At 56.4% G+C, this 23,726-nt stretch carries 18 protein-coding genes; 9 read left to right on the forward strand and 9 right to left on the reverse strand.

Going from position 1 to position 23,726, the window contains the following annotated elements:
• Nucleotides 1-6 precede the first annotated feature (6 nt).
• The gene (locus tag OSH04_RS07125; protein WP_035271261.1) at nucleotides 7-1,662 is read right to left on the reverse strand and encodes a cbb3-type cytochrome c oxidase subunit I; all 1,656 of its coding nucleotides are present in this window, start codon (nucleotides 1,660-1,662) and stop codon (nucleotides 7-9) included.
• A gap of 593 nt (nucleotides 1,663-2,255) precedes the next feature.
• On the opposite strand from OSH04_RS07125, the gene OSH04_RS07130 reads away from it, so the two are divergent.
• From OSH04_RS07130 to OSH04_RS07140, 3 genes are read left to right on the forward strand one after another with little or no spacing between them, the layout of a single operon-like run.
• Nucleotides 2,256-2,678, forward strand: coding sequence for an OsmC family protein (locus OSH04_RS07130; protein WP_009461122.1), 423 nt, complete (start codon nucleotides 2,256-2,258; stop codon nucleotides 2,676-2,678).
• Nucleotides 2,679-2,685: 7 nt separating this feature from the next.
• The gene (locus OSH04_RS07135) at nucleotides 2,686-3,486 is read left to right on the forward strand and encodes a thymidylate synthase (protein WP_266108172.1); all 801 of its coding nucleotides are present in this window, start codon (nucleotides 2,686-2,688) and stop codon (nucleotides 3,484-3,486) included.
• Nucleotides 3,483-3,977 carry a dihydrofolate reductase gene (locus OSH04_RS07140; RefSeq protein ID WP_035271262.1) on the forward strand — a complete coding sequence of 165 codons (495 nt, stop codon included), beginning with the start codon at nucleotides 3,483-3,485 and terminating at the stop codon, nucleotides 3,975-3,977. The genes OSH04_RS07135 and OSH04_RS07140 overlap by 4 nt, the downstream gene beginning before the upstream one ends.
• Nucleotides 3,978-4,148: 171 nt before the next feature.
• Here the strand turns inward: OSH04_RS07140 and gcvH are convergent, their stop codons facing one another.
• The 7 genes from gcvH to apbC all read right to left on the reverse strand — a co-directional run bounded on the left by gcvH (nucleotide 4,149) and on the right by apbC (nucleotide 15,734).
• Nucleotides 4,149-4,523: a glycine cleavage system protein GcvH gene (gene gcvH / locus OSH04_RS07145; protein WP_021446974.1), complete on the reverse strand. Its 375-nt coding sequence runs from the start codon at nucleotides 4,521-4,523 to the stop codon at nucleotides 4,149-4,151.
• A gap of 86 nt (nucleotides 4,524-4,609) precedes the next feature.
• On the reverse strand, nucleotides 4,610-5,839 hold the full coding sequence (locus OSH04_RS07150) for a BaiN/RdsA family NAD(P)/FAD-dependent oxidoreductase (RefSeq protein WP_137430722.1): 1,230 nt from the start codon (nucleotides 5,837-5,839) through the stop codon (nucleotides 4,610-4,612).
• A 6-nt stretch (nucleotides 5,840-5,845) separates the two neighbouring features.
• Nucleotides 5,846-8,119, reverse strand: coding sequence for an arginine/lysine/ornithine decarboxylase (locus OSH04_RS07155; RefSeq protein WP_009461127.1), 2,274 nt, complete (start codon nucleotides 8,117-8,119; stop codon nucleotides 5,846-5,848).
• Nucleotides 8,120-8,128: 9 nt separating this feature from the next.
• On the reverse strand, nucleotides 8,129-8,692 hold the full coding sequence (gene dcd, locus OSH04_RS07160) for a dCTP deaminase (RefSeq protein ID WP_009461128.1): 564 nt from the start codon (nucleotides 8,690-8,692) through the stop codon (nucleotides 8,129-8,131).
• A gap of 128 nt (nucleotides 8,693-8,820) precedes the next feature.
• A complete protein-coding gene (locus OSH04_RS07165; protein WP_266108173.1) occupies nucleotides 8,821-12,864 on the reverse strand; it encodes a translocation/assembly module TamB domain-containing protein in 4,044 nt (1,347 codons plus the stop codon).
• On the reverse strand, nucleotides 12,864-14,642 hold the full coding sequence (locus OSH04_RS07170) for an autotransporter assembly complex protein TamA (protein ID WP_060186267.1): 1,779 nt from the start codon (nucleotides 14,640-14,642) through the stop codon (nucleotides 12,864-12,866). The genes OSH04_RS07165 and OSH04_RS07170 overlap by 1 nt, the downstream gene beginning before the upstream one ends.
• A 6-nt stretch (nucleotides 14,643-14,648) precedes the next feature.
• Nucleotides 14,649-15,734 carry an iron-sulfur cluster carrier protein ApbC gene (apbC, locus tag OSH04_RS07175; protein WP_060186266.1) on the reverse strand — a complete coding sequence of 362 codons (1,086 nt, stop codon included), beginning with the start codon at nucleotides 15,732-15,734 and terminating at the stop codon, nucleotides 14,649-14,651.
• Between the two features lie 102 nt (nucleotides 15,735-15,836).
• Between apbC and OSH04_RS07180 the strand changes: the two genes are divergently transcribed.
• The 3 genes from OSH04_RS07180 to OSH04_RS07190 all read left to right on the forward strand — a co-directional run bounded on the left by OSH04_RS07180 (nucleotide 15,837) and on the right by OSH04_RS07190 (nucleotide 19,475).
• A complete protein-coding gene (locus tag OSH04_RS07180) occupies nucleotides 15,837-16,094 on the forward strand; it encodes a hypothetical protein (protein ID WP_009461132.1) in 258 nt (85 codons plus the stop codon).
• 218 nt (nucleotides 16,095-16,312) lie between these two features.
• Nucleotides 16,313-18,382, forward strand: a complete 2,070-nt coding sequence (gene metG, locus OSH04_RS07185; protein ID WP_266108175.1) for a methionine--tRNA ligase — start codon at nucleotides 16,313-16,315, stop codon at nucleotides 18,380-18,382.
• 196 nt (nucleotides 18,383-18,578) lie between these two features.
• Nucleotides 18,579-19,475: a cation diffusion facilitator family transporter gene (locus OSH04_RS07190; protein WP_060186263.1), complete on the forward strand. Its 897-nt coding sequence runs from the start codon at nucleotides 18,579-18,581 to the stop codon at nucleotides 19,473-19,475.
• Between the two features lie 42 nt (nucleotides 19,476-19,517).
• Here OSH04_RS07190 and OSH04_RS07195 read toward each other — a convergent pair whose 3' ends face one another.
• Nucleotides 19,518-20,393, reverse strand: a complete 876-nt coding sequence (locus OSH04_RS07195; protein ID WP_196784069.1) for a LysR family transcriptional regulator — start codon at nucleotides 20,391-20,393, stop codon at nucleotides 19,518-19,520.
• A 261-nt stretch (nucleotides 20,394-20,654) separates the two neighbouring features.
• Between OSH04_RS07195 and OSH04_RS07200 the strand changes: the two genes are divergently transcribed.
• The 3 genes from OSH04_RS07200 to OSH04_RS07210 all read left to right on the forward strand — a co-directional run bounded on the left by OSH04_RS07200 (nucleotide 20,655) and on the right by OSH04_RS07210 (nucleotide 23,440).
• On the forward strand, nucleotides 20,655-21,491 hold the full coding sequence (locus OSH04_RS07200; RefSeq protein ID WP_026485011.1) for a bifunctional allantoicase/(S)-ureidoglycine aminohydrolase: 837 nt from the start codon (nucleotides 20,655-20,657) through the stop codon (nucleotides 21,489-21,491).
• Between the two features lie 174 nt (nucleotides 21,492-21,665).
• Nucleotides 21,666-22,139: a nucleoside deaminase gene (locus tag OSH04_RS07205; RefSeq protein WP_042482892.1), complete on the forward strand. Its 474-nt coding sequence runs from the start codon at nucleotides 21,666-21,668 to the stop codon at nucleotides 22,137-22,139.
• A gap of 131 nt (nucleotides 22,140-22,270) precedes the next feature.
• Nucleotides 22,271-23,440 (forward strand): YncE family protein, encoded by a 1,170-nt coding sequence (locus OSH04_RS07210; protein ID WP_009461136.1) that lies wholly within the window; start codon nucleotides 22,271-22,273, stop codon nucleotides 23,438-23,440.
• Nucleotides 23,441-23,726: the final 286 nt, after the last annotated feature.

The following is a 23,726-nucleotide window of genomic DNA, read 5'->3' on the forward strand; positions in this document are numbered from 1 at the left end:
ACTAAATCATGCCTCCACTACATTGCGAGTTGCCGAGCGCTGGTGAAACAGGGCTGGACCAATACGACGGCTGCCATAGCGCAAAGCCATTGCCACAAAGTGGAAGGCAAACACAAGGTGACCCAGAGTCATCAAACCACCACCAATCGAGCGCGACTTCAGGTAAGGCATCGTGACAAACACCGATTCCATGAAGGCTTTGGCAGGATCAAGCATGGCCAGACCTTGCAGCCAACCGCCAATGCTCAGACCAATAGCGTAGATGGAGAAACCAATCACAACCAGCCAGAAGTGCAGGGAGATCAGTTTGGGGTAAGGCCACTCCCAGGACAGCACGCGTGGCATCACGTAGTAGATGGCACCGAACATCACGATGGTAAAGAAGCCGTACAAGCCGATGTGGGCGTGGGCAACCGTGAAGTGCGTGAAGTGGGTAATCGTGTTGATGCTGCGCAGCGCTTCAAAAGAACCTTGAATGGAGCTGACGGTGTACATCATGCCGCCCAGCACGATAAAGCGCAGGGTGGGCGAGTGAATCAGGGTACGGAAGTGACCCTTCATGGTGTAGTGCTGGTTGATCGAGAAAGCCAGCACGGGGATGATCATCATCATGCTTTGCACGATGGACAGGGTAACCATCCACTGCGGCACAGGACCGCCAACCAAGTGGTGACCACCAACCTGACCGTAGAAAAATGCCAGACCCCAGAAACCCACCAGAGACAGGTTGTAGGAGCTGATAGGCTGACCGATGATCTTGGGCAGGAAGTAATACACCGAAGCCAGAGCCATCGGGGTGTAGAACAGACCCAGCACGTTGTGGCCAAACCACCAGTTCATGGTTGCTTGTTCAACACCCACGTGCACGGCAGGCAGGTTACCGACCAAGAACAGGATAGGGAACCAGAACAGGGCTGCGCCCATGTACCACACCGACACATACAGGTGGTGAGCACGACGGTTTTGCAAGGTGAAGACCAAAGGCAAGGCTGCCAGAGCACCACCGATAACCATCAGGATATCAACCTGCCAAGGCATTTCCAGCCATTCCATACCGTCGGTGATACCCATCGCGATACATGTCAGACCGATAGCCAGGCCAATGTTCCACAAGATCCCGCCCGTGATGGCATAACGCGCACCGATCAGGGGAGTCTTGAGCAAACGAGGCAGCATCCACATGGCAACGCCGAACGCGGCCATTGGAGCCCAGCCGTAAGCCACACCGTTCAGGTGCAGCGTACGCATGCGACCAAAGGTCATCCAGGCGTGTTGCGTCAGAAATTCGGGATCGTGCAGCTTGATCGAGCTGATCAAGCCTGCCGTCGAGGCAAAGATCAGCCAGAAGACCGAACAGGCCAGCAAAATGAAAGTGACCTTGGCGGAGGAGCGGTCGGCTTCCACGCGTTCTGCCAATTCAAGGCTCAGCGCCTGACGATCTTCAGCCGAAATTGCCTTGCGGCCCATTTCTTCTTGAAGTGCCTGACGTTGTTCAGGGGTGGCGGAGGGGTCATCTACCTGCCCGATTTCGCCTTTGGAGAAGATCTCTCGCGAAGCAGCGGGACTGTGGTCAAAGAAGTTACGGCGTAACGACCAGATGAAAACAAAGAGTCCTGTAACGGACAATATGAAAGCTAGTAGCAGTATTGAAACGGTATTCACAATGATCCAGGCCTGGTTAATGTGAAGCTGCCAAGCAGCTCGGCGGCACCTTGACGCGTCGCAGATCAAAAGAGCATGGACGCAAAAAATCTGCGACTGCCTAGGTCGCGAGAGCCGTCATGTTAAAACACCCGCTTGTGACGTCCGAATAAAGCCCCCATTGAAAGCAAGGTTTATTGAGACAGAACAAATACGAGCACGACATTTTTTGGTATACGGGCGACAGCCATTATAGGCGAGGGTAAACCCCTGTGACATATCTGTTTCAAAATGCCGTGTACCGCACAGCAGTTTATCCTAGGACAAACAACAAAACCAGTCTAAATCTTACAAAGAGCATGGTTCTGCTCTGATTTGTCCATATGGAATTTCTTATACGGGTGCCACATCCGCCACCATCAGATGCCCTGAGAAGTAACAAGGCCCACATCCGGGCTTCACATTTCAATTAGCAATAAAGCTGCAAAAATCCGCATCAAATCACGCTAAACCTGGTTTCCATCCAGGCGCGACACAGCCCTCATCAAAAAGTACAATCACCGCTATCAATCTACTGACGAGTCTTGGCTCGCACTGCAAACAAAGGAATTCATATGGAATGCACAATCGACTGGGGCGGCAAAGACGGAATGTTGTTCGTTGCCCGTACAGGCAGTGGTCATGTGACGGCCATGGACGGTGCACCCGAAGGTGGCGGCAATAACCTGGCTCCACGCCCCATGGAAATGCTGCTGACCGGCGCCGGTGGCTGCGCAGCCTACGACGTGGTGCTGATCCTCAAGCGTGGGCGTCACGCCATTACCGGCTGCCAGGTCAAGCTGACGGCCGAACGCGCCGACACCGACCCCAAAGTCTTTACCAAGATTCACTTCACTTTTGTGGTCACTGGCAAGGACCTGCCCCAGGCCGCCGTTGAGCGTGCCGTACAACTGTCGCACGACAAGTACTGCTCCGCTTCGGCCATGCTGGGCAAAACAGCCGAGATCACCTATTCCGTCGACATTCAGCAAGCCTGAGGCCACCATGTCCCTGTATCCCTACGAAGACCTGCTGCGCCTGGTCTACACCCAAGGCACTCCCAAAGGGGACCGCACCGGCACCGGCACGAACTCGGTATTTGGTCACCAAATGCGCTTCGATCTGTCGCAGGGTTTCCCGCTGATCACCACCAAGAAACTGCATACCCGCAGCATCTTTATTGAGTTGCTGTGGTTTTTGCGTGGTGAGTCCAATGTGCGCTGGCTGCAAGAGCGCGGCGTCTCCATCTGGGACGAATGGGCCGACGAGGACGGCAATCTGGGCCCGGTCTATGGTGTGCAATGGCGTTCCTGGCCCACTCCCGATGGCCGTCATATCGACCAGATCAGCCAGTTAGTGGAACAGATCCGCAAGAATCCCGACTCACGTCGCCTGATTGTTTCGGCCTGGAACGTAGCGGATGTGAGCCAGATGGCCCTGCCCCCATGCCATGCCCTGTTCCAGTTTTATGTGGCAGACGGCAAGCTGTCTTGCCAGCTCTACCAGCGCAGTGCCGATATTTTCCTGGGCGTGCCCTTCAATATCGCCAGCTACGCCTTGCTGACTCACATGATGGCGCAGCAATGTGATCTGGAAGTGGGTGATTTCATCTGGACTGGTGGTGACTGTCACCTGTACTCCAACCACTTCGAACAAGCAGAGCTACAGCTCTCGCGCGAGCCTCGCCCCTACCCCAAGCTGACGATCAAGCGCAAACCTGCCAGTCTGTTTGATTACGAGTACGAAGACTTCGAAATCACCGACTACGATCCTCATCCCCACATCAAGGCGCCGGTTGCCGTATGAGTTCCACTCCTTTCATTCGCCTGGTCGTTGCCTATGCGGCCAATCGCTGCATTGGCAAGGACAATGACCTGCCCTGGCGCCTGCCTTCCGATTTGCAGCACTTCAAACGCGTAACCATGGGTTTGCCCATCATCATGGGCCGTAAAACCTGGGAGTCTCTGGGCCGCCCCTTGCCCGGCCGCCCGAATCTGGTGATCAGCCGCAATGCGGATTACCAGGCAAAAGGTGCGCAGGTATTCAGCAATCTGGACGAAGCCCTGGCAGCCTGCCCCGGCTTTGAAACCGCTTGTGTGATTGGTGGCGAACAGCTTTTCCGTCTGGCCCTGCCTGTGGCGCAGGAACTAATCGCAACCGAGATCAAGGCTGATGTGGATGGCGATACGTTCTTTCCCGAACTGCCTACCGGAGAGTGGCAAGAAGTGGAGCGCCTGCCTCAGCCTGAGGAAAACGGTTTCACTTACGACTACGTGACGTACCGCCGCCGTAGTTAAAAAAACCGGCTACTTGGCCCAAGCTATCCGTCTCACTGCACGCTTAACCGCGTATGCTCGAAACCAAATAAAAGGCCTGAATCCGATGACACGGATTCAGGCCTTTTTTGCGATCAGTCCGCCAAAATCAGGCAAGACCAAGGCGTATTCCTGCTAACTCAATATCTGAACTTACTCAGCCACCGCTGCATAAGCAGGGCCATCCAGCAAACCTTGCAGATCAGCCGGATTGTCAGCCTTGAGCTTGAAAATCCAGGTATCAAATGGAGCTTCATTGATCAGATGTGGTGCATCGGACAAGGCCTGGTTGAACTCCACCAGCTCGCCCGCTACAGGCGCGTAAATGTCGGAGGCGGCCTTCACCGACTCCACCACACCCGCTGTAGCACCCGCAGCCAGACGCGTCCCTGGGGTGAAGTCACCCACAAACACCAGGTCGCCCAACTGATCTTGAGCAAAGTCGGTAATGCCAACCAGCACAACACCGTCTTCATCTTTGGCCCACTCGTGGCTTACTACGTACTTTCTATCTCCTGGCAGCTGCATATCGCCTCCCTGACTGACCAGCCAACAATCCCGATGATTTCAGAAACGGCAGCAGACCATGCCCACTGCCCTTCCTGCTCGCATACTTAACCCTGCTCTGCCTGTGCCTTCAAAGCACGTGCACACGCTGCTGCCGACGCCCAGGCCCATTGGAAGTTATACCCGCCCAGCCAGCCGGTGACATCGACCGCTTCACCGATGAAGTACAGACCAGGTACTTTACGCGCTTCCATGCTCTTCTGATTCAGCTCGCGTGTATCCACGCCACCGCTCATCACTTCCGCCTTTTTATAGCCTGCGGTGCCACTAGGTTTCAACTCCCAGCCATTAATCACCTGTCCCACCGTGCGCAACACGCGATCCGGCAGATCAGCCAGACGTTGCTGTCCCACGCCTTTGGGCAACAAGTCCGAGGTATCCAGCCATTGTTCGACCAGACGGCGCGGCCACAAGGTCGACAAGACAGTGACCAGTTGCTGACGGTTACCCGCCTTCAGATCCAATAATTGTTGCGCGATGTCCTGACCGGGGGCCAGGTCCACACTAATGCTCTCGCCCGACTGCCAGTAGCTGGAGATCTGCAAGATACCCGGCCCGGACAAGCCACGGTGCGTAAACAGCAGATCTTCCAAAAAGGCTTGACGTTGCTTGCCCTGCCCTGTGCTGACCTCCACCTCCAAAGCCATGCCGCTCAAGGCAGAAAATGGCTTCCAATCCCGACCGTCAAAGGTCAAAGGGACTAGAGCGGGGTGTGGCTCAATCACTTTCAAGCCGAAGTGACGTGCCACGCGCAAGGCATAGTCCGTGGAACCCAGCTGCGGAATCGCCATGCCGCCCGTGGCAATCACCACTTGCAAGGCATTCAAATCCCCCTGACCGGTGCGCAGCACAAAGCCGTCCTCGGTACGGCCAATGGACTGCACCGAACAGGGCATGCGCCAGGACACCTGCCCTTTCAAACACTCCTGACGCAGCATCTGGATGATGGACTCGCTGGAGTCATCACAAAACAACTGGCCTTTGTGCTTCTCATGAAAGCCGATGCGATACTCCCGCACCAGCTCCAGAAAGTCCTGGGGGGTATAGCCCGCCAAGGCCGAACGGCAAAAGTGCGGGTTCTTGGACAGAAAATTCTCTGGCGAGGTGCCCGTATTGGTGAAGTTGCAGCGCCCTCCACCGGAAATACGGATTTTCTCGGCCAGCTTTTCAGCGTGATCAATCAGTACCACTCGCAGGCCACGCTGGCCTGCGATACTGGCAGCCATCATACCGGCCGCACCTGCGCCGATGACGGCAACATCAAAAAAAGGGATCACGCGGGGTTACTCGTTGGTTTCAGACTCAAGCACACAATCTACGTAGTAGCGTGGCAGTCCATCAGGGCCGATATCCTGCGCCAGTCCATGCACATAGGTCTCAAAGCCAGGGAAGCGGGCATTGAACTCGCGCGCAAATTGCAGGTACTCCACAATGCGCGAGTTAAAGCGTTCGCCAGGAATCAGCAAAGGAATGCCTGGGGGGTAAGGCGTCAGCAAGACACCCGTCACACGGCCTTCCAGTTCGTCAATACCAACGCGCTCGATATCGCCGTGCGCCATCTTGGCATAGGCATCCGAAGGCTTCAAAGCGGGAACCATGTCGCTCAGGTACACCTCGGTCGTCAGACGGGCCAGATCATACTTGCGATAGGCCTGGTGAATCTGCTGACACAGGTCACGCAAGCCCATGCGCTCGTAGGTAGGCTGAGTCTTGCAGAAGTCCGGCAAAATGCGCCACATGGGCTGGTTGCGGTCGTAATCGTCCTTGAACTGCTGCAAGGCGGTCAGCAAGGTATTCCAGCGGCCTTTGGTGATGCCAATGGTAAACAGAATAAAGAAGGAATACAGGCCGGTTTTTTCGACTACCACGCCGTGCTCGGCCAGATACTTGGAGACCAGAGCGGCAGGAATACCCTGTTCAGCAAAGGTGCCGGAAATATCCAGGCCAGGAGTCACTACCGTGGCTTTGACCGGGTCCAGCATGTTGAAGTTGGTCGACAACTTGCCAAAGCCGTGCCACTCCGCATCGGAGCGCAGAATCCAGTCGTCACGCTCGCCTATGCCTTCTTCAGGCAGATTGTCCGGTCCCCAAACCTTGAACCACCAGTCGTTCTCGCCGTATTCCTTGGACACCTTGCGCATGGCGCGACGAAAGTCCATGGCCTCGCAAATGCTCTCCTCGACCAATGCGGTGCCGCCGGGCGGCTCCATCATGGCCGCCGCCACATCACAGGACGCAATAATCGCGTACTGCGGGCTGGTGCTGGTGTGCATCAGGTAGGCTTCATTGAACACGTTGCGGTCCAAGGGGCGGTTCTCCGCATCCTGCACCGTAATTTGGGAAGCCTGCGACAAGCCAGCCAGCATTTTGTGCGTGGAGTGCGTAGCGTAAATCATGGTGTCTTTGGTGCGTGGACGATCCGCACCAATGGCGTGCATGTCGTGATAGAAATCGTGGAACGCCGCATGCGGCAACCAGGCTTCATCAAAGTGCAGCGTGGGGATCTTGGAGTCCAGGGTTTCCTTGATCATTTCCACGTTGTAGATCACACCGTCATAGGTGCTTTGCGTCAGCGTCAGAATACGAGGCTTCTTGTTCTTGGCCTTGCTGGCAAAGGGGTTGGCCTCGATCTTGCGCGCAATGTTTTCCGGCAGGAACTCGTCTTGCGGAATCGGGCCAATAATGCCCAGGTGGTTGCGCGTGGGGCGCAGAAACACCGGGATAGCGCCCGTCATGGTAATGGCGTGCAGAATCGACTTGTGGCAATTACGGTCCACAACCACCACGTCGTTATTGGCCACATTGGCGTGCCAGACGATCTTGTTGGACGTGGACGTTCCGTTCGTCACGAAAAAGCAGTGGTCGGCATGGAAGATACGGGCAGCATTGCGCTCGGCCTCGGCCACCGGGCCGGTGTGGTCCAGCAGTTGGCCCAATTCATCGACCGCATTACAGACGTCGGCACGCAGCATGTTTTCACCAAAAAACTGGTGAAACATCTGGCCAACCGGGCTTTTCAGAAAGGCTACGCCTCCCGAGTGCCCTGGGCAGTGCCATGAATAGGAGCCGTCAGAAGCGTACTTGACCAGCTCGCGGAAAAACGGCGGCGCCAGGCTTTCCAGGTAGGAGCGGGCTTCGCGGATGATGTGACGCGCCACGAACTCGGGCGTGTCCTCAAACATGTGAATGAAGCCGTGCAGCTCGCGCAAAATATCGTTGGGGATATGCTGCGAGGTGCGTGTCTCGCCGTACAGATAGATGGGGATGTCCTCGTTGCGGAACCGCAGCTCGCCAATAAAGGAGCGCAGGTTCTTGATCGCATTGGCGACATCCTCCGGGGAATCCACATCGAATTCCTCATCATCAATCGACAAAATGAAGGCGCTCGCGCGGCTTTGCTGTTGCGCAAAAGAACTAAGGTCACCATAGCTGGTGACCCCGAGAACCTCTACGCCTTCGGCCTCTATCGCCGAGGCCAGGGCTCGAATGCCCAGGCCCGACGTATTTTCGGAACGGTAGTCTTCGTCGATGATGACGATGGGAAAACGAAACTTCATCCAGAACTCCTAGGTACGAGGCAGGGTAACGCCTAGCTGACCTTGATATTTGCCGCCGCGGTCGCGGTACGACACTTCGCACACTTCATCGCTTTCAAAGAACAACATCTGTGCGCACCCTTCACCGGCGTAAATCTTGGCTGGCAGCGGGGTGGTATTGGAAAACTCCAGGGTGACGTGGCCTTCCCACTCGGGTTCCAGCGGAGTTACGTTCACGATGATGCCGCAACGGGCATAGGTGCTCTTGCCCAGACACATGGTCAACACACTGCGAGGAATACGGAAGTACTCAACCGTGCGGGCCAGCGCGAAAGAATTGGGCGGAATAATGCACACATCACCGACAAAATCCACAAAGGATTTCTCATCGAAAGCCTTGGGGTCCACGATGGTCGAGTTGATGTTGGTGAAAATCTTGAATTCGTTGGCACAACGCACATCGTAGCCATAGCTGCTGGTGCCGTAGCTGACGATACGTTGTCCGTCTACATTGCGCACTTGGCCTGGTTCGAAAGGCTCGATCATGCCCTGGGCAGCAGCCCGCCGAATCCAACGGTCGCTTTTGATACTCATAAGAAATTAGCCGCCTTAAATCAGTAACCGGTTATTTTATCGTTTAGATACACACACAAGCCAATTGCGGCGCAAATATGTCATTTGCGCCACAATTCTCTGCCCGCTTTGCGCCGGGCAAGCCCGCATCAATCCTTCGAGAACCAGCGGTAAATCAGGGCCAGACCGTTTACCGTACCGGCGCTGACCTCAGCCGTCAGGCCTCGTGCCAGGCGGTAGCTGGCTCGACCCACCGTTCCGGTATCGGCCATGGCCTGCTCCAGGCTAACGGAAATATCCGCCGTCAGTGCCTTGGTGATCGCAATAAACTTGCGCTCTTCGTTGCTGGTGCCGCTGTTCAGGGATTTGACCACACTTTCCACCGGCAAAATGCTACCGGCACTGCCCAGGTCGCCCGAGCGCATGGCCACTTCATCAATCCCGAACTTGCGGTAGAAGGGCTCGCCATCGCCCAGGAAGGACGTCCCGACACTGAGCAGTAAGGCCATGTCACCACCAGAATCATCCGGCCCGTGGCCCAGCAGGAGCCAGGACAGTTTTTCAACTTCGCTGACTTCCGGGTAGGACACCAAATCAATTCTGGGCTTGCGAGCCGTACCGGCTACCTTAACACCTGCCTCTACTGCCTGACCGGTACGCAAGGCTTCGATGTCCAGAATAGGCGAGGTAATGTCACCCTGGAAGGTCACGGTTCCGCGTTTGAGCAGCAACTTCTGACCATAGAGCTCAATTCGCCCGCCACGAGTGCGCAAGGCACCCATGCCGGTCAACTTGCCGCCGATCATGGTGACCCTCAGGCTGCCAACCAGACCGGAGTTCACGCCGTAACCCGTCAGGTAAAAACGCGGCCCCAGATCCACATCAATTTCCATGCTCATGTCGGTTGCGGCCTGGGAAGGCTCGGAAGCCGGCTCGTCGCCTGCCCGCACAATCACCACATCGCTATCAACAGTGGGAATACCACCCAACATGTCCAGGTTGAACCAACCCGCATCAGCAACAACCTTGCCGGTAATGGCAATACGCGGCAGTTCCATGTCCAGATTGATATTGCCGGACATCATGGCGTAACGATCGGAGCGCTGCAGAATCGGGAAGCGGAAAATATCCACGTCAAAGGCCCCTTGCTGAGTGCTCAGGTTCCACTGCCCCGACACAGTCAGCTTGCCATCCTTGGCGTCCGGGCTCTCTTTCAACCAGGTTGCGGTACGCCATTCCTGCGGCTCTACTCGTGGGCGGGCCGGGAACGTCAAGGACTCCAGGCGGAAGATGTCACCATCGAAACGGGCATCCAACTGACCGTCAATTAGACGGATGCCGTCATCCAGACGTGTGAAACGCAACTCGCGGCCCCTTACCGTGCCACGACTGGTCCAGGCCCATTTCGCACCCACATCAATATTCACGTCTGCATTCAAGCGACCGCCCAGCTCCATGGCATCGCCCAGGAACAGGCGCGTCCAGCTCAAGTCATCAATATTGGCTTGTATGCTGACCGTTTTGCGATCGTTCTCATTCAAGGCCAGCCCGTGAAGAGGAGTCTGGGCCTTGGCTGTGACGTAACCCATTTCCTTGGTACGCACATCCATCTGGGCATCCAGACGGCTGGTCGTGGCCGAGGTAGGTTTCGCATTGATGACGATACTCAGATCTTCCAGCCCCAGGGACATGGGCGGCTCAGCAAAAACCTGTACATCCCCCGCCACGCGGTCGACGCGCACCTGGCCGGACAAGGCGCCATTAAATTTCAGGTCCCAGCGCGCTTTGATATCAATTTCGGGCGGCTGGGTTTTCTTGTTCTTGGCAATCTTGACGCCACCCTTGGCCTTGTCAGCGTTTTCTTCTACGCCGACTTTACGCAGCAAGCGCGCGATGCGAGGCTCGGACAGCACCAGATCCAACAACTCACCACGGCTGGCCCATTGTCCAGGCTGGTAAGTGGATTCCTGATGACGCAGATTGATCCAGGGTTCGCCATCAACTGTGGTGCTCAACGTACCGGCACCAACTCGCACTGACCAGGGAGCCAATGGCTCGGGTGCCTTGGGAGCGTTTGCTGTTTTATCGGCTGCGTTTTCGGGAACGCCAGCCTGTGCCTTCGCTTGCTCTGCTGCCGCTGAAGCAGACGGAGCAGCAGACTTAGTATCAGGGTTGTCCTTCGTTTCCGGATTTATACCGGCCTGAGCCGCTCCTTCTTCCTTGGCGGCCCCCTGGCCTGCTACATCACCTTCAACCTTGGATTGGTCCTTGGCCTCTGCTGTGGCAACTTGAACAGGAGGCTCCGGCGCCCGCAGAGCATCGGTAAAACGCACAGGCAGTGCCGACTGCAAACGCACGATCAAACCGGCATGGTCGGCCACCAAACGGTTTACCTTGCCATCCCAATACGCGGCCTTGCCCTGATCGGCAAAATGCCAGCCACCTTCCAGTGCCAGATCGGCCTCGGCCATGCCTTGGCCCAACTGCCCCTTGGCCTTGCCGCCCAAGTCGTACTGACCCTTCAACTGCAGGGTGTGATGAGCGATATCGCCACGCAACTGCCCTTCTGCCGACGCCTTGCCCAGCTCCAGGCCAGGCCACAGTTGCTCGGCACGAGGCATCTTCGCCAGCAAATCCAGCTCGGCCTTGCCAGACATGCCAAAACCACCTTTCAACTGAACCTGGTTATCCCCGATCTTCATATCGGTGAGCACATCCGAAACCGACAGCAAACGCCACCAATCCGCTTGACCCGGCTGAGCCGGAGCCGACGCTTTTGCCTTGATCTGCCCGATAGCGGCCTGCTTGTTCCAGCGACTGCCCTGCAAAAGCTGCACATCCACATCCGCGGAGAGCAATTGTTCTTTATCCGCCAAGACCACATCGAACTGGCCTTGGGTATTGATCAGAGCGTCGGGCAGCACATCGCCCAGCAAGGCATGCAGATCCAGCTTGTCGCTGCGGAACTGACCTTTGAAATGATCTTGAACGTGCACACCTTCCTGCGTGGCATCCCAGGCGAAGTCTGCATCCAGCGAGGACTCGTCCGGCAGTTTCACCGCCACCTTGGCCTGACGCACTGGCACGGAATCCAGCGGGCTCAATTCTGCGCTGGCGTCCAGGCTATAGCCCTGGCCCTGTCCGTTAAGCAGCAAGGTGGCTTGTTCCAGAGAGCCATTCAAGGTGATTTGAGCGTTGACCACACAATCGGGCAAAGGCTCGGGCTCAGGAACAGCAACTGGTTCCTGGATACGTTCTTCATCGACAAGACCCGTACTACCCTCGGGCTCGGAGCTGATGACTCCGGCGACACCATGGGCGTCTACGGGCTGATCGACTGGCGGGCTGGCAGGAGTTGCATGACTCGGGGCGCTGGCCTCAGCTTGACCTTGCTGTGTTATTGCAGCCTTGGCACTGGTCTTGGCCGTTTCAACAGTGGCTGTTTGTTTGGACCGATCGACTACTGCCTTCTCGGCAGGTTTGCCGGATTTCGACGGCTCTGCATAAGCAGGCAAATACTGTTTCGCACAAATAGGCGAATCGGCCGTCAAACCGCGAGCAATGATTTGAATATCGGCTCGTGCCGGATAAGGCGCTTGCAGTCCCGCCAATTCCACCTCACCCTGAAAACCAGCGCGGATGGACTCATTAGCCACCATCAAATCGTACAGTCGAAGCTGCGCGCTGTCGGAATCCAACGCCAGTGCCGAAGACAAATCCGCAATCGCGACCGGCAAGGGCGTGCCATCCTGCGTTAACAAGAACTGCCCCAAAGCCAGCTTGTCCACGGCAATACTGATAGGCAGCTCGGGCATTGTGAAGGGCTCATCGGACTTGGGCTCGTCCGAGGAGGTCAAGGCCACATCCACTTTCTGAGCACTAAGCTCTACCACGTGCAGGCGGCGTTCCCACAGTTCTTTCCAGTTGGCCTGCAAGCGCAAACGCTCGATATCCACATGGGTGTCCGGCAAGCCCAGCACCAGGTGGTCGATACTCAAGCCATCCCAAATGGTTCCGCGCACGCCTTGGGCGCTGCCCTGCGCATAGGGCAAAGCCGTGCGCAAGGCCCAGCTTGTACCGGCCTGACTGGCCAGCACCCAATACACAAAGCCGCAAACAAGCAGCAGGGCAATCACCACAAAGGGAATGCCCCACAAAGCGAAATATCGGAACCAGCGCCGAACCCAAGCCATTAAAATGCGATTCCCAAAGAAAAGCTCAAACGTACGCGTTTGTCTCGCTGACCATAGGCCAGATCAAGATTGAAAGGGCCAGCAGGGGTGCGCACCACCGCACCCAAACCGTAGCCCCAGGCTAAATCCATATCACCAAAGCTGGGCGCAGCATCACCCACGTCAACAAAAGCTCGCATGCCATACATGCTGGTGAAAAAGTGCGTGTATTCCACGCTGGCTACGGCCATGGCTGGCGCACCCACCACGGCGTCGCCTTGTCGAAGGCCAATGCTTTGATATTTGTAACCACGGACACTGCGAGCGCCCCCGGTGCGATAACCGAAGTCAGGCGGTGTGCGGTCCGTCATGCGCCAAACCTTACCGATTTCACCCCGCAGGGACAAAATATCCCGCTCCCCAACTGGCCACCACTGCTGCAATCGCAAATTACTGCGGTAAAAGGTCTCGCCCTTGTCCAGCGTGACACCGGCGCCCACGCCAAAATCAATCAGATTGCCTTCGCGCGGATCGTACTTCTTGTCTACGTCCCGACGCAGCCATTGCCAGGTTGCAATGGCAGAAGGTGTTTCACGGGTGGGCAGACCGGAAATCTTGGTCTTGTCCCAGGCGCCCAGTAAACCCCATTCGGTTTCATATTCCACGCGGCTATTGCCCGCTGCCTGTCGTTCCTGGCGCAGCTTCCAGCCCAGGGCCGCCCGCTCCGTGTCCAAACCTTCAATGTCGGAACGATCGTACAAGACACCAAAACTGTTCTTGTAGCCGCTAATGGTGGGCGGCAAGTGAATGTCATAAAAGGCCCGCTGACGTTTTTTATCCACGCCAATACCGGCCTCGGTCCAGATCGGCAGGCCAAACACAATATTCTTTCGATACAAGGCCTCAACACGCGCACCGTGGTCGCTGTCAAAACCCAAGGAGCCGGTGAACTGCCTGGATGGCGCTTCTGTAACCCGTACACGTACAGGCAGTTCTACATCACCATCTGGAAGCTCTTTCTTTTTGCCGGCTTCTTCATCCAGAGTGACAAAGGCACCCCGGAAAAAAGTGGTGGCAGCCAAAGATTGCTGCCACTCGTCCAGCTTGTCCTGATCGTAAGGATCACCGGGGGTATAGCGCACATAGCGGTCTACCAGAGACTGGGGAACTCGCTTCAGGCCAGTGGTTTCCAGCGGCCCCATGCGAACCCTCGGCCCGCTATCCACTTTCAGGGAAAGGTCGGCCACGCCTTCATCGGCCAATACGGTCGCCCGCGTGTCTATGTAACGAGCGTAGTAAAAGTCCTGGCGCTGTACGCTTTCCAGCAGATCCGATTTGGCGGAGGACCAGACCGAATTCAAAAAGGGATCGTCCACTTTCAAAGGAAAGCTGGCTTTGATCCCTTCCAGACGCACCTGGTATTCCGGCTCCTGAATCTTGCCTTTGAAGTCCAGGGCAATGTCTCGTACACGCGTGATTTCGCCCGGCTGAATAATGATATCCCAATATTCACCGCTGGAATCCTCGCCCACCTCCAGCGTGACCACAGAGTCAAAATAACCCTGAGTCTGCAAGGCAGAGACGGTCGCATCGTGAGCCCGGCGCCGCAGACGCGAGACCTCTCCCAAGTCCTGGTCTTCCGCCAAACGTGTAATGGCACTGACCGCGCGCTGAATTTCTTTCAGCGCCTGGGGGGGCACGCCCCCCGGATCAATAATGACATCGGGAACGGAAGACTGAGCCCATACTGCAGGGCTCAGGACTATCGAAAACAACAGGCAAAAGCCGGATTTGCGCATACGTACTCAAAGAGGACGAGGAACAACCTTGGGGCGCTGCCCCGACGTGTCTGGAGGAAGTTGCGACAAGTTAGCCGAAACGCGATTGGCAATCTCGTGATACAGGCGGGCCTCGGGACTGTCTGCGCTGGCAATCACCGTCGGGGTACCGGAGTCGGTCTGAGCCCGAATGCTCATTGCCAACGGCAAGGCACCCAGCCAAGGCACGTTGAACTGGCTGGCCATATCGCGACCACCATGCTGACCGAAGACCGGGTCAGCATGACCACAGTTCGAGCAGATATGGACCGACATGTTTTCCACAATACCCAGAACAGGCACATTCACCTTCTGGAACATGTTCAAGCCACGCTTGGCGTCGATCAGCGCCAGATCCTGAGGAGTGGTCACAATCACTGCACCCGTCAAAGGCACTTTTTGCGACAAGGTCAAGGCGATATCGCCAGTGCCGGGAGGCATATCGATAATCAGGTAGTCCAGATCATCCCAACGCGTTTGTGTAAGCAGCTGTGTCAGCGCCTGGGTTGCCATCGGGCCGCGCCAGATTGCGGGAGCGTCTTCGTCCAGCAGGAAACCAATCGAGTTGGCTTGCAGACCGTGACCGATCAGCGGCTCCATCATCTTGCCGTCTGCACTGCGCGGGCGCTCGTGCAGGCCCAGCATGGTGGGCACGCTAGGGCCATAAATATCCGCATCCAGCAAACCAACACGCGCACCTTGCATATGCAAGGCCAAAGCCAGGTTCACCGACGTTGTACTTTTACCCACACCGCCTTTGCCCGAGGACACCGCAATAATGTTGCGGATATTGGGCATGGGTCGCAACCCTTCCTGCACAGCATGCACGCCAATGCGGGGATTCAAATGCAGCTTGGACAGGGTAGCACCCACGCCTGCCAAGGCTTGCTCGATACGTTCGCGCAGCTGTCCCTGAATGTCATAAGCCGTATAGGGCAGATGCAAAGTCAGCTCAACCTGGTTCTGGTCAATGCTCAGTTCGCATCGACCCGCATCGACCGATAACTTCTTTAACGTGTTGGGATCGGTCACACTCGCCAGGGCTTGCAACACGCGCTCGGAACTCACTGTCATTTATCCAAAACCTTGATATAAAGAAACATCACCATACCTTTAAACCAGAAAATTAGCGGTTCAAGAGGAATTTTTTTACACTTATGATGTCATACTAACCCTATGAACACATTTAACCAGATTATCCGCACAGCCCTCTTTGTCTTGCTGACAATTTTCGGTGCAATCATGGCGTTTATCTTCATGGTTTCTACCGCTATTGCGATCGGCATTTTATACATTGTGGCGCGTATTAGTGGCCGTCCTTTCGGCGTTAAAGCCTACTGGGACCAGCGCCGCCGCCCTGCCGCTGCCAGCAAACAGTCGACCACACCACGTTCGCGTGATGTCACCGACATCGAGATGCGCGAGATTCCTTAACAGTTCTTGACTGTTCGCCAAGCCTTTGGCGAGCAGCAACGCTGATTAGGCACTGCCCCCGAACACCCTGAGTCGTCAAAGGCTCAGGGTGTGTGCATTTGTATCATTCGCAATTGCCGATCAGCACTTTGCCCGTGGACATTCCTCGGTCTGGCGCAGCACAAGTGTGCAATAGACCGTAGAATCCTTGTTCCCTTTCTCTTTTATTTTGTTAAGTCATGTCACGAACGATATTTGTTACGACCGCCCTGCCGTATGCCAACGGCTCGTTTCACATCGGCCACATCATGGAATATATCCAGGCCGACATCTGGGTTCGGTCCATGCGAATGTCGGGACATACTGTGCATTTTGTGTGTGCGGACGACGCCCATGGCGCGCCCATCATGCTCAAGGCAGAAAGCGCTGGCATTACCCCCGCTCAGTTGGTAGACAAGATCGCGGCCGAGCGCCCCACCTACCTGAACGGCTTTAACGTCAAATTCGACCACTGGCACCGTACGGACTCGCCAGACAACGTCGAACTGGCCCAGGATATCTACCGCACGCTGAAAAGCGCCGGCTTTATTGACACCCGCACCATCGAACAGTTCTACGATCCGGTCAAAGGCATGTTCCTGCCCGATCGTTACATCAAGGGCGAGTGCCCCAAGTGTCACGCCAAGGACCAGTACGGCGACAGCTGCGAAGTCTGTAGCGCGGTTTACGCTCCTACCGAACTGATCGAGCCCTACTCCACCCTGACCAATGCGCGTCCGGTGTTAAAGACCTCGGAGCACTTTTTCTTCCGTCTGTCCGACCCGCGCTGCGTAGCCTTCCTGCAAGAGTGGACCACGGGCAAGAACGCCCAGGGCAAGCCGCGTCTGCAATCGGAAGTGCTGGGCAAGACCCGCGAATGGCTGGGTACAGGCGAAGGCGCAGAGGCCTCTCTGAACGACTGGGACATTTCCCGCGACGAGCCCTACTACGGCATCCCGATTCCGGACGCTCCCGGCAAATATTTCTACGTCTGGCTGGATGCGCCTGTTGGCTATCTGGCCTCCTTGAAAGCCTACTGCGCCAAGGCCGGTCTGGACTTTGATGCCTTGCTGGATCCGGAAGGCAGCACCGAGCAGGTCCACTTCATCGGCAAGGACATCGTGTACTTCCACGCCCTGTTCTGGCCTGCCATGCTGAAGTTCTCCGGCCGTAAAGTGCCTGATGCCTTGAACGTGCACGGTTTCATCACGGTTAGCGGCGAGAAAATGTCCAAGAGCCGTGGCACCGGCATTTCGCCTCTGCGCTACCTGGAGCTGGGCATGGATGCAGAGTGGATGCGCTATTACATGGCCGCCAAGCTGAACTCGCACGTCGAAGACATGGATTTCAATCCTGACGACTTCATTGCCCGCGTCAACAGCGACCTGATTGGCAAGTACGTCAACATCGCCAGCCGTGCCGCCAACTTCATCAGCAAGCATTTTGATGGCAAGCTGGCATACCAGGGCGACACTTCCGAACTGCAAAACCAGCTCAAGGAAGTCGCCGAGAAAGTCCGCGCCGACTTGGAAAGCCGCGAGTATGGTCGTGCCGTGCGCCAGATCATGGCTCAGGCCGACATCATCAACCAGGCGTTCGATACGGCCCAGCCCTGGGTCATGGCCAAAGGCATTGCGACGGCCGAGCCAGCTCAGAAAGATGCGCTGCAAGATATTTGCTCGCGCACCCTGGCCGGCTTCAAGGACTTGTCCGTCATGCTGACCGCCATCTTGCCCACCCTGACCCATCGCGTGGCCCACGAACTGTTTGGTCTGGACCGCGACTTTGTCTGGGACGACGTGGCTGCCTTGCCTGATCACATCGCTCCCTTCAAGCATCTGATGCAGCGTGTAGACAGCGCCATGGTGGACGAGCTGCTGGCTCCGCCACCCGCTCCCGTCGTGTTGCCCGGTGGCGAAGCCATTGCCGAAACCATCGACATCAAGGACTTCATCAAGGTGGACCTGCGCATTGCCAAAATCGTCAGTTGCGAAGCCGTGGAAGGCTCGGACAAGCTGCTGCGTCTGAGCCTGGACGCTGGCGAAGGCCGCTTGCGCCAAGTGTTCTCCGGCATCAAGTCGGCTTACCAGCCCGAAGATCTGATCGGCAAGCTGACGGTACTGGTCGCTAACCTGGCTCCTCGCAAGATGCGTTTCGGCGTATCCGAGGGCATGGTTCTGGCGGCCAGCCATGCGGATGATGCCGTGGATCAAGGCATCTATATTCTGGAACCATTCCCCGGTGCCCAGCCCGGTATGCGCATCAATTAAGACGCATTCCTGATACGCAAAAGAGCCTCGCCGAAAAAGCGAGGCTTTTTTGTCTACATATACCAAAGAACAGGCTCAAAACAGCCTGCCAAGCCCCTTTCAGCGACCCGTAACCCAGGAAAGCCGATACACTCTTTATCTTGAGACTGCTGTATTGATGCACAGTCTGCTGCTTTGAATGCAAGGACCTCTTGGCATGGAAAACATCCCCCCTTCTGAACTGGATCGGCACCTTGGTGCACAGCGCTCCACCTGGGTCAGTGTCATCGTCAATATCAGTTTGAGCGTGCTGCAAATTGTGGTGGGTCTGTTTGCTCATTCGCAGGCCCTGATTGCTGACGCCATCCACTCCCTGTCCGACCTGCTGTCAGACTTTGTAGTGCTGATCGCCAACCGCCATAGCCGTCGAGGTCCGGACGCAGATCACCCTTACGGACATTTGCGGTACGAAACGGCGGCCACCCTGGCCATTGGCGGCCTCTTGCTGGCCGTAGGACTGGGCATGTTATGGAATGCTGTGTCTTCCTTGCGCGACCCCAGCAGCATCGAAGCAGTACACCCGATTGCCCTGGCCATTGCCTTCATCGCGCTCTGTAGTAAAGAACTCCTGTTTCGCTACATGTTGCGTGTCGCGAAGCGCTTGCGCTCGACCATGCTGGTTGCCAATGCCTGGCACGCGCGCTCCGACGCAGCCTCCTCGCTGGTCGTTAGCGTCGGGGTGATGGCCAACCTGGCAGGTCTGCCCTTGGGCGACCCCTTGGCCGCCAGTATTGTGGGTTTGATGATTCTGCGCATGGGCTGGAAGTTTTCTATTGGCGCATTTCACGACCTGACCGATAAAGCGGTCGATCAGGAAACGGAAGAGCGCATTGCCAAGCTCTTGCGCGAGACCCCCGGTGTGGAAGGCATACACCAGCTACGAACCCGCAAGCTGGGGGACATGATCTGGGTAGAAGTGGATCTGGAAATGGACAGCACCCTGACTATTGCTCAAGGTCATGCCATTGCCGTGGCCGCACGGGACCGTGTGATGGCCGAAGAGCCCGTGCTGGATGTCATGACACACTTTGATCCGGTCACACCCCAGCGCTAAACCCTGTCTAAGCTCTACGAGCCTCGCCAGCCCAACAGCAGGCTATCCAGGACGGCGGGCGCTCTCGGGCGCCAGCATCTCCACCAGCACACGGGACAAGGCCGTCACCATCTCATTGGCATGGGGTCGATGCAAAATCGCCAGTTCAAAAGCATCGATACGGGGCAGACCTTGTGCTTGGCCCAATTCAATATGGTCATCGCGCACCGCACGCCGCGGTAGCAAGCTGATCCCCATCCCGTCTGCCACCGCCCCCTGAATACCGCTCAAGCTGGAACTGGTAAAGCTGATACGCCAACGACGTCCCAAGGACTCGACAGCACTGATGATTTCCTCTCGATACACACCCCGACGCGGGAAGGTCACCAAGGGAATGGGGTCCAGATGAAAGACCGGATCAGTCGCGCTATCCACCCAGGCTGTCTGCTCGGGTAGACAAGCCACCGCTTCACGGGCATTGTGACGCTGCTTGACCAGCACCAGATCCAGCTCACCCTGATCGTACGCGGCCAGCAGATCGCTGCTCAGGCCGCTACTGACTTCCAGACGCACCTGCGGGAAGCGACGGTTGAAGCCCGCCAAGGCCCGCATGGTCTGTCCATTGGTAAAGTCCTCAGGCACGCCAAGACGCACGGAAATAGTCACCAGAGAACCGGACAGGGCTTCAGACAGCTGATGATTCAAAGCCAGCATCTGGCGGGCGTAACCCAACAGGGTCTGCCCCGCTTCAGTCGTGCTGACGCCCCGGCTAGCCCGGTCCAGCAGACGCAGCCCGGCCAGTTCCTCCAGGCGCCGCACTTTCTGGCTGATCGTGGACTGCGTGGAATGCAAACGCGTTGCGGCCGCCGTGAAGCTGCCGCAATCGACTACCGTCAACAAGGCCAGCAGCAGGTCCAGATCGTACAAAGGCCGATTCAGGCTGGGACTGCTTGATAGTTGATGATCCATATGTTCAAACCCTTTCTGAAATCCGCCAGGGCAATCCACCCCACCGCCTATTTATTCAAAAAACAAATACTAGAGATTTATACATTTAATTTGTAAATATCACCAGCAGTCGTTAAGGTGTATTGGTCCCGCGCATTACAACGACATCCCGCCTGTGCCTTTTGCCAGCCGCCGGGATTGCGCCGTGCCGTTCGACAGATTTTTCCTTACTGAATTTCAATGGGAATCAACATGTCCAAAGTCAATTACTACGCCCCTCCAGGTGGCCATCCTCCTCAGACTCAGTTGCTGACGGACCGCGCCATGTTCACCGAGGCCTATGCCGTGCTGCCCAAAGGCGTGCTGCAAGACATCGTGACCAGCTACCTGCCCGGTTGGGAAAATACCCGTCTGTGGGTATTGGCACGTCCTCTGTCCGGCTTTGCCGAGACCTTCTCCCAATACATCATGGAAGTAGGCCCACAGGGTGGCAGCAACAATCCTGAGTCCGACCCCGAAGCCGAAGGCGTGATTTTTGTCGTCAAGGGCCAGCTGGAACTTGTTCTGGAAGGCACCAAGCACATCATGGAAGAAGGCGGCTATGCCTTTATTCCTCCTTCCACCAACTGGACCTTGCACAACCGCACGGGCGAGCTGGCCAACTTCCACTGGATTCGCAAGCGCTACCAGCGTGTGGAAGGCCTGGATGCCCCTGAAGCCTTTGTGACCAACGAAAAAGACGTGAAACCTGGCGTCATGCCTGACACCGAAGGCCGTTGGAGCACCACCCGTTTCACCGACATGTCCGACCTGCGTCACGACATGCACGTGAACATCGTGAACTTTGAACCCGGTGGCGTGATCCCCTTCGCTGAAACGCACGTGATGGAACACGGTCTGTACGTTCTGGAAGGTAAGGCGGTGTACCGTCTGAACCAGGACTGGGTTGAAGTGGAAGCCGGTGACTTCATGTGGCTGCGCGCTTTCTGCCCGCAGGCTTGCTACGCAGGCGGACCAGGCCGTTTCCGCTACTTGCTGTACAAAGACGTAAACCGTCATGCCAATCTGACACTTGGCGGCACCCGCTAATATGGTCTGAAACAGAACAGCCGCTGCCCGTCAGCGGCTGTTTTGCATTACAAACACGCCAAACCGGAACGCGTCCCCCTGATGCCGCCTGTGCCCGCAGGGGTCCCACACGGCACAAATAGAGACTCTGGTTCCAAGGCTCATTCCAACCTTGCTTCTCTACAGGAGAAAAACATGAACGATAAACACTATCTGCTGCGCTCCATCCAGATCGCCGAAGAGAATGTCGCCCGCGGCGGTCAGCCCTTTGGCGCAGTGCTGGTCCGCGATGGTCAAGTTCTGGCCGAAGGGGTTAATGAGACCTACATTGCCCATGACCCCACCGCGCACGCTGAGATCCAGGCGCTGCGTACTGCCAGCCAGAACGTGAAAAGCAGCAGCCATGCAGGCAGCACCATGTATGCCAGCGGCATCCCCTGCCCCATGTGCATGGCCGCCATGATCGCCTCGGGCGTGGAGCGCGTGGTGTATTGCGCCGACGATGAGGAAGGCGAACCCTTTGGCTGGTCCACCGAATCCTTCTACAAAAAAATGCAGCAGGACTTTGGCAAACAGGGCGTGAAAATGGAGCACCTGCCCTTGCCGGAAAAACGCAAAGTGTATGAAGCCTGGCAAGCCCGATTTGGAAACGGCTCCAAGCAGGACTAAAACAAAGGCCATTCAAAACCCTGCCATCAAGCAGGGTTTTGCGTATTTACATAGACAGACAAGTCAGAAAAGTTTATAAAACAGAGCAGTTATAGTAACGATTCTCATTTATTGAATCCAAAAGGAAATACATGATTGCGTCCCGCCCAGCCTCTTTAAAAATGATTGTTGCCTCCGTAATGGGCGCTTTGCTGCTCAGTGCATGCCAGACTGCACCGCAATCGCAACAAGCGGGCCAAACATCGTCCTTTAATGCGACTGCGCCTCAGGCACAGGTCACTTTCCGTCAGGACACCATTGATGGTGCCTACGAAATTCTGGCTGCCAAGGACAGCAAGCAGTTGTTTGTTGCTGCTACTCCTTTGTTTGAAGACCGTGCTGCTGGCTTCCTGCACGTTCTGGACCAAGACACCCTGCGTGAATCGCAGCTGATCCAATTGCCGCGCCGTGCCTTTGCACTGGGCCTGAACCAGAAAACTCACACTCTGTACGTGGGCAACACCCTGGACGGCTCGCTGCTGGCAATCAACAGCCTGAATGGCACCGTCAAGCAACTGATCCAACTGGGTCAAAAAGAAGACAAGGGCGGCTGGGAACACACCCGTAAAGTCGTTATTGACGAGCAAGACAACCGCATCTTCGTGACCAACCCCTCCGAAGGTGGTCGCGTATGGATTGTGGATGGTGCCGACGGTCGTATCCTGCACAATATCGATAACGTGGGCTTGTGGCCTGCTGGCGCTGCCTACGATGCCAACACCAAGCGTCTGTTCGTGGGCCACGGCGGCAAGGATGAAATTGCCGTCATCAACCCGGCCACCGGCGCTATCGAACAGCGCTTCACCACTGGCGATGCAAAAAGCGATAAACGTGAAGATTCCCGCCACTTCTTCGTGAACATCGCCCTGAGCGCGGATGGCAAGAAACTATTTGGCGCTGACGCCAATACCGGCAAGATCTACCAGTTCGACACCAGCTCCGGCAAAGTGGAAAACACGGCTGAAGTGGGTCTGGGGCTGCTGGATATCGTGTACAACGACGCTCGCAAAGAGCTGATCGCCACCAACCGTGGCGTGGATCGTGAAACACCAGCCGGTACAGGTTCGGTCACCATTCTGGATGCCAACACCTTGGCTGTTAAACACCGTATCAGCGCCCCTGTGCACCCCAACAGCGTCACGCTGAGCGCTGACGGCCAGACCGCTTTTGTCACTATCAAAATCCCTCATGGCGACAAGAGCCCGCACTACCTGAAAGGTGCCAAGGACAGCGTTCTGCGTCTGAACCTGAATCAGCTCTAAGCCCCTGGCTTAAAGCCTAGTCCCAAGCCGAGACTGCCCACAAGGCAGCTCGGCTTTTTTTGTACCTGCCACTTTGGTCTGCCAGGCGGCCTGCCCCTCATCTGTGCCTTGGCCGCAGGATAGTTTTGTCCGCTGTTCAAGCTCTAAGCCAAGGCCCGCCATCGCTGGCTCTTGGGCGTTTCAACGCTGTTTTAGCAATGCGGTCTGGAAACAAGCAGCAAAGCGGATTGCTGCAACCGGCCACTTGCTCAATAGAATCAATTAGTGGCCTAGCAAGACGCCTCTT

This window comes from Alcaligenes nematophilus, from assembly GCF_026344155.1.
In the GTDB taxonomy this organism is placed as follows: Bacteria; Pseudomonadota; Gammaproteobacteria; order Burkholderiales; family Burkholderiaceae_B; genus Alcaligenes; species Alcaligenes phenolicus.

Coding starts and splice junctions, on each gene's coding strand:
- OSH04_RS07190 (WP_060186263.1), top strand. CDS start 18,579: ATGGAAAACATCCCCCCTTCTGAACTGGATCGGCACCTTGGTGCACAG.
- OSH04_RS07210 (WP_009461136.1), top strand. CDS start 22,271: ATGATTGCGTCCCGCCCAGCCTCTTTAAAAATGATTGTTGCCTCCGTA.
- OSH04_RS07130 (WP_009461122.1), top strand. CDS start 2,256: ATGGAATGCACAATCGACTGGGGCGGCAAAGACGGAATGTTGTTCGTT.
- OSH04_RS07155 (WP_009461127.1), bottom strand. CDS start 8,119: ATGAAGTTTCGTTTTCCCATCGTCATCATCGACGAAGACTACCGTTCC.
- dcd (WP_009461128.1), bottom strand. CDS start 8,692: ATGAGTATCAAAAGCGACCGTTGGATTCGGCGGGCTGCTGCCCAGGGC.
- OSH04_RS07165 (WP_266108173.1), bottom strand. CDS start 12,864: ATGGCTTGGGTTCGGCGCTGGTTCCGATATTTCGCTTTGTGGGGCATT.
- OSH04_RS07140 (WP_035271262.1), top strand. CDS start 3,483: ATGAGTTCCACTCCTTTCATTCGCCTGGTCGTTGCCTATGCGGCCAAT.
- OSH04_RS07200 (WP_026485011.1), top strand. CDS start 20,655: ATGTCCAAAGTCAATTACTACGCCCCTCCAGGTGGCCATCCTCCTCAG.
- OSH04_RS07205 (WP_042482892.1), top strand. CDS start 21,666: ATGAACGATAAACACTATCTGCTGCGCTCCATCCAGATCGCCGAAGAG.
- OSH04_RS07135 (WP_266108172.1), top strand. CDS start 2,686: ATGTCCCTGTATCCCTACGAAGACCTGCTGCGCCTGGTCTACACCCAA.
- metG (WP_266108175.1), top strand. CDS start 16,313: ATGTCACGAACGATATTTGTTACGACCGCCCTGCCGTATGCCAACGGC.
- OSH04_RS07170 (WP_060186267.1), bottom strand. CDS start 14,642: ATGCGCAAATCCGGCTTTTGCCTGTTGTTTTCGATAGTCCTGAGCCCT.
- apbC (WP_060186266.1), bottom strand. CDS start 15,734: ATGACAGTGAGTTCCGAGCGCGTGTTGCAAGCCCTGGCGAGTGTGACC.
- gcvH (WP_021446974.1), bottom strand. CDS start 4,523: ATGCAGCTGCCAGGAGATAGAAAGTACGTAGTAAGCCACGAGTGGGCC.
- OSH04_RS07180 (WP_009461132.1), top strand. CDS start 15,837: ATGAACACATTTAACCAGATTATCCGCACAGCCCTCTTTGTCTTGCTG.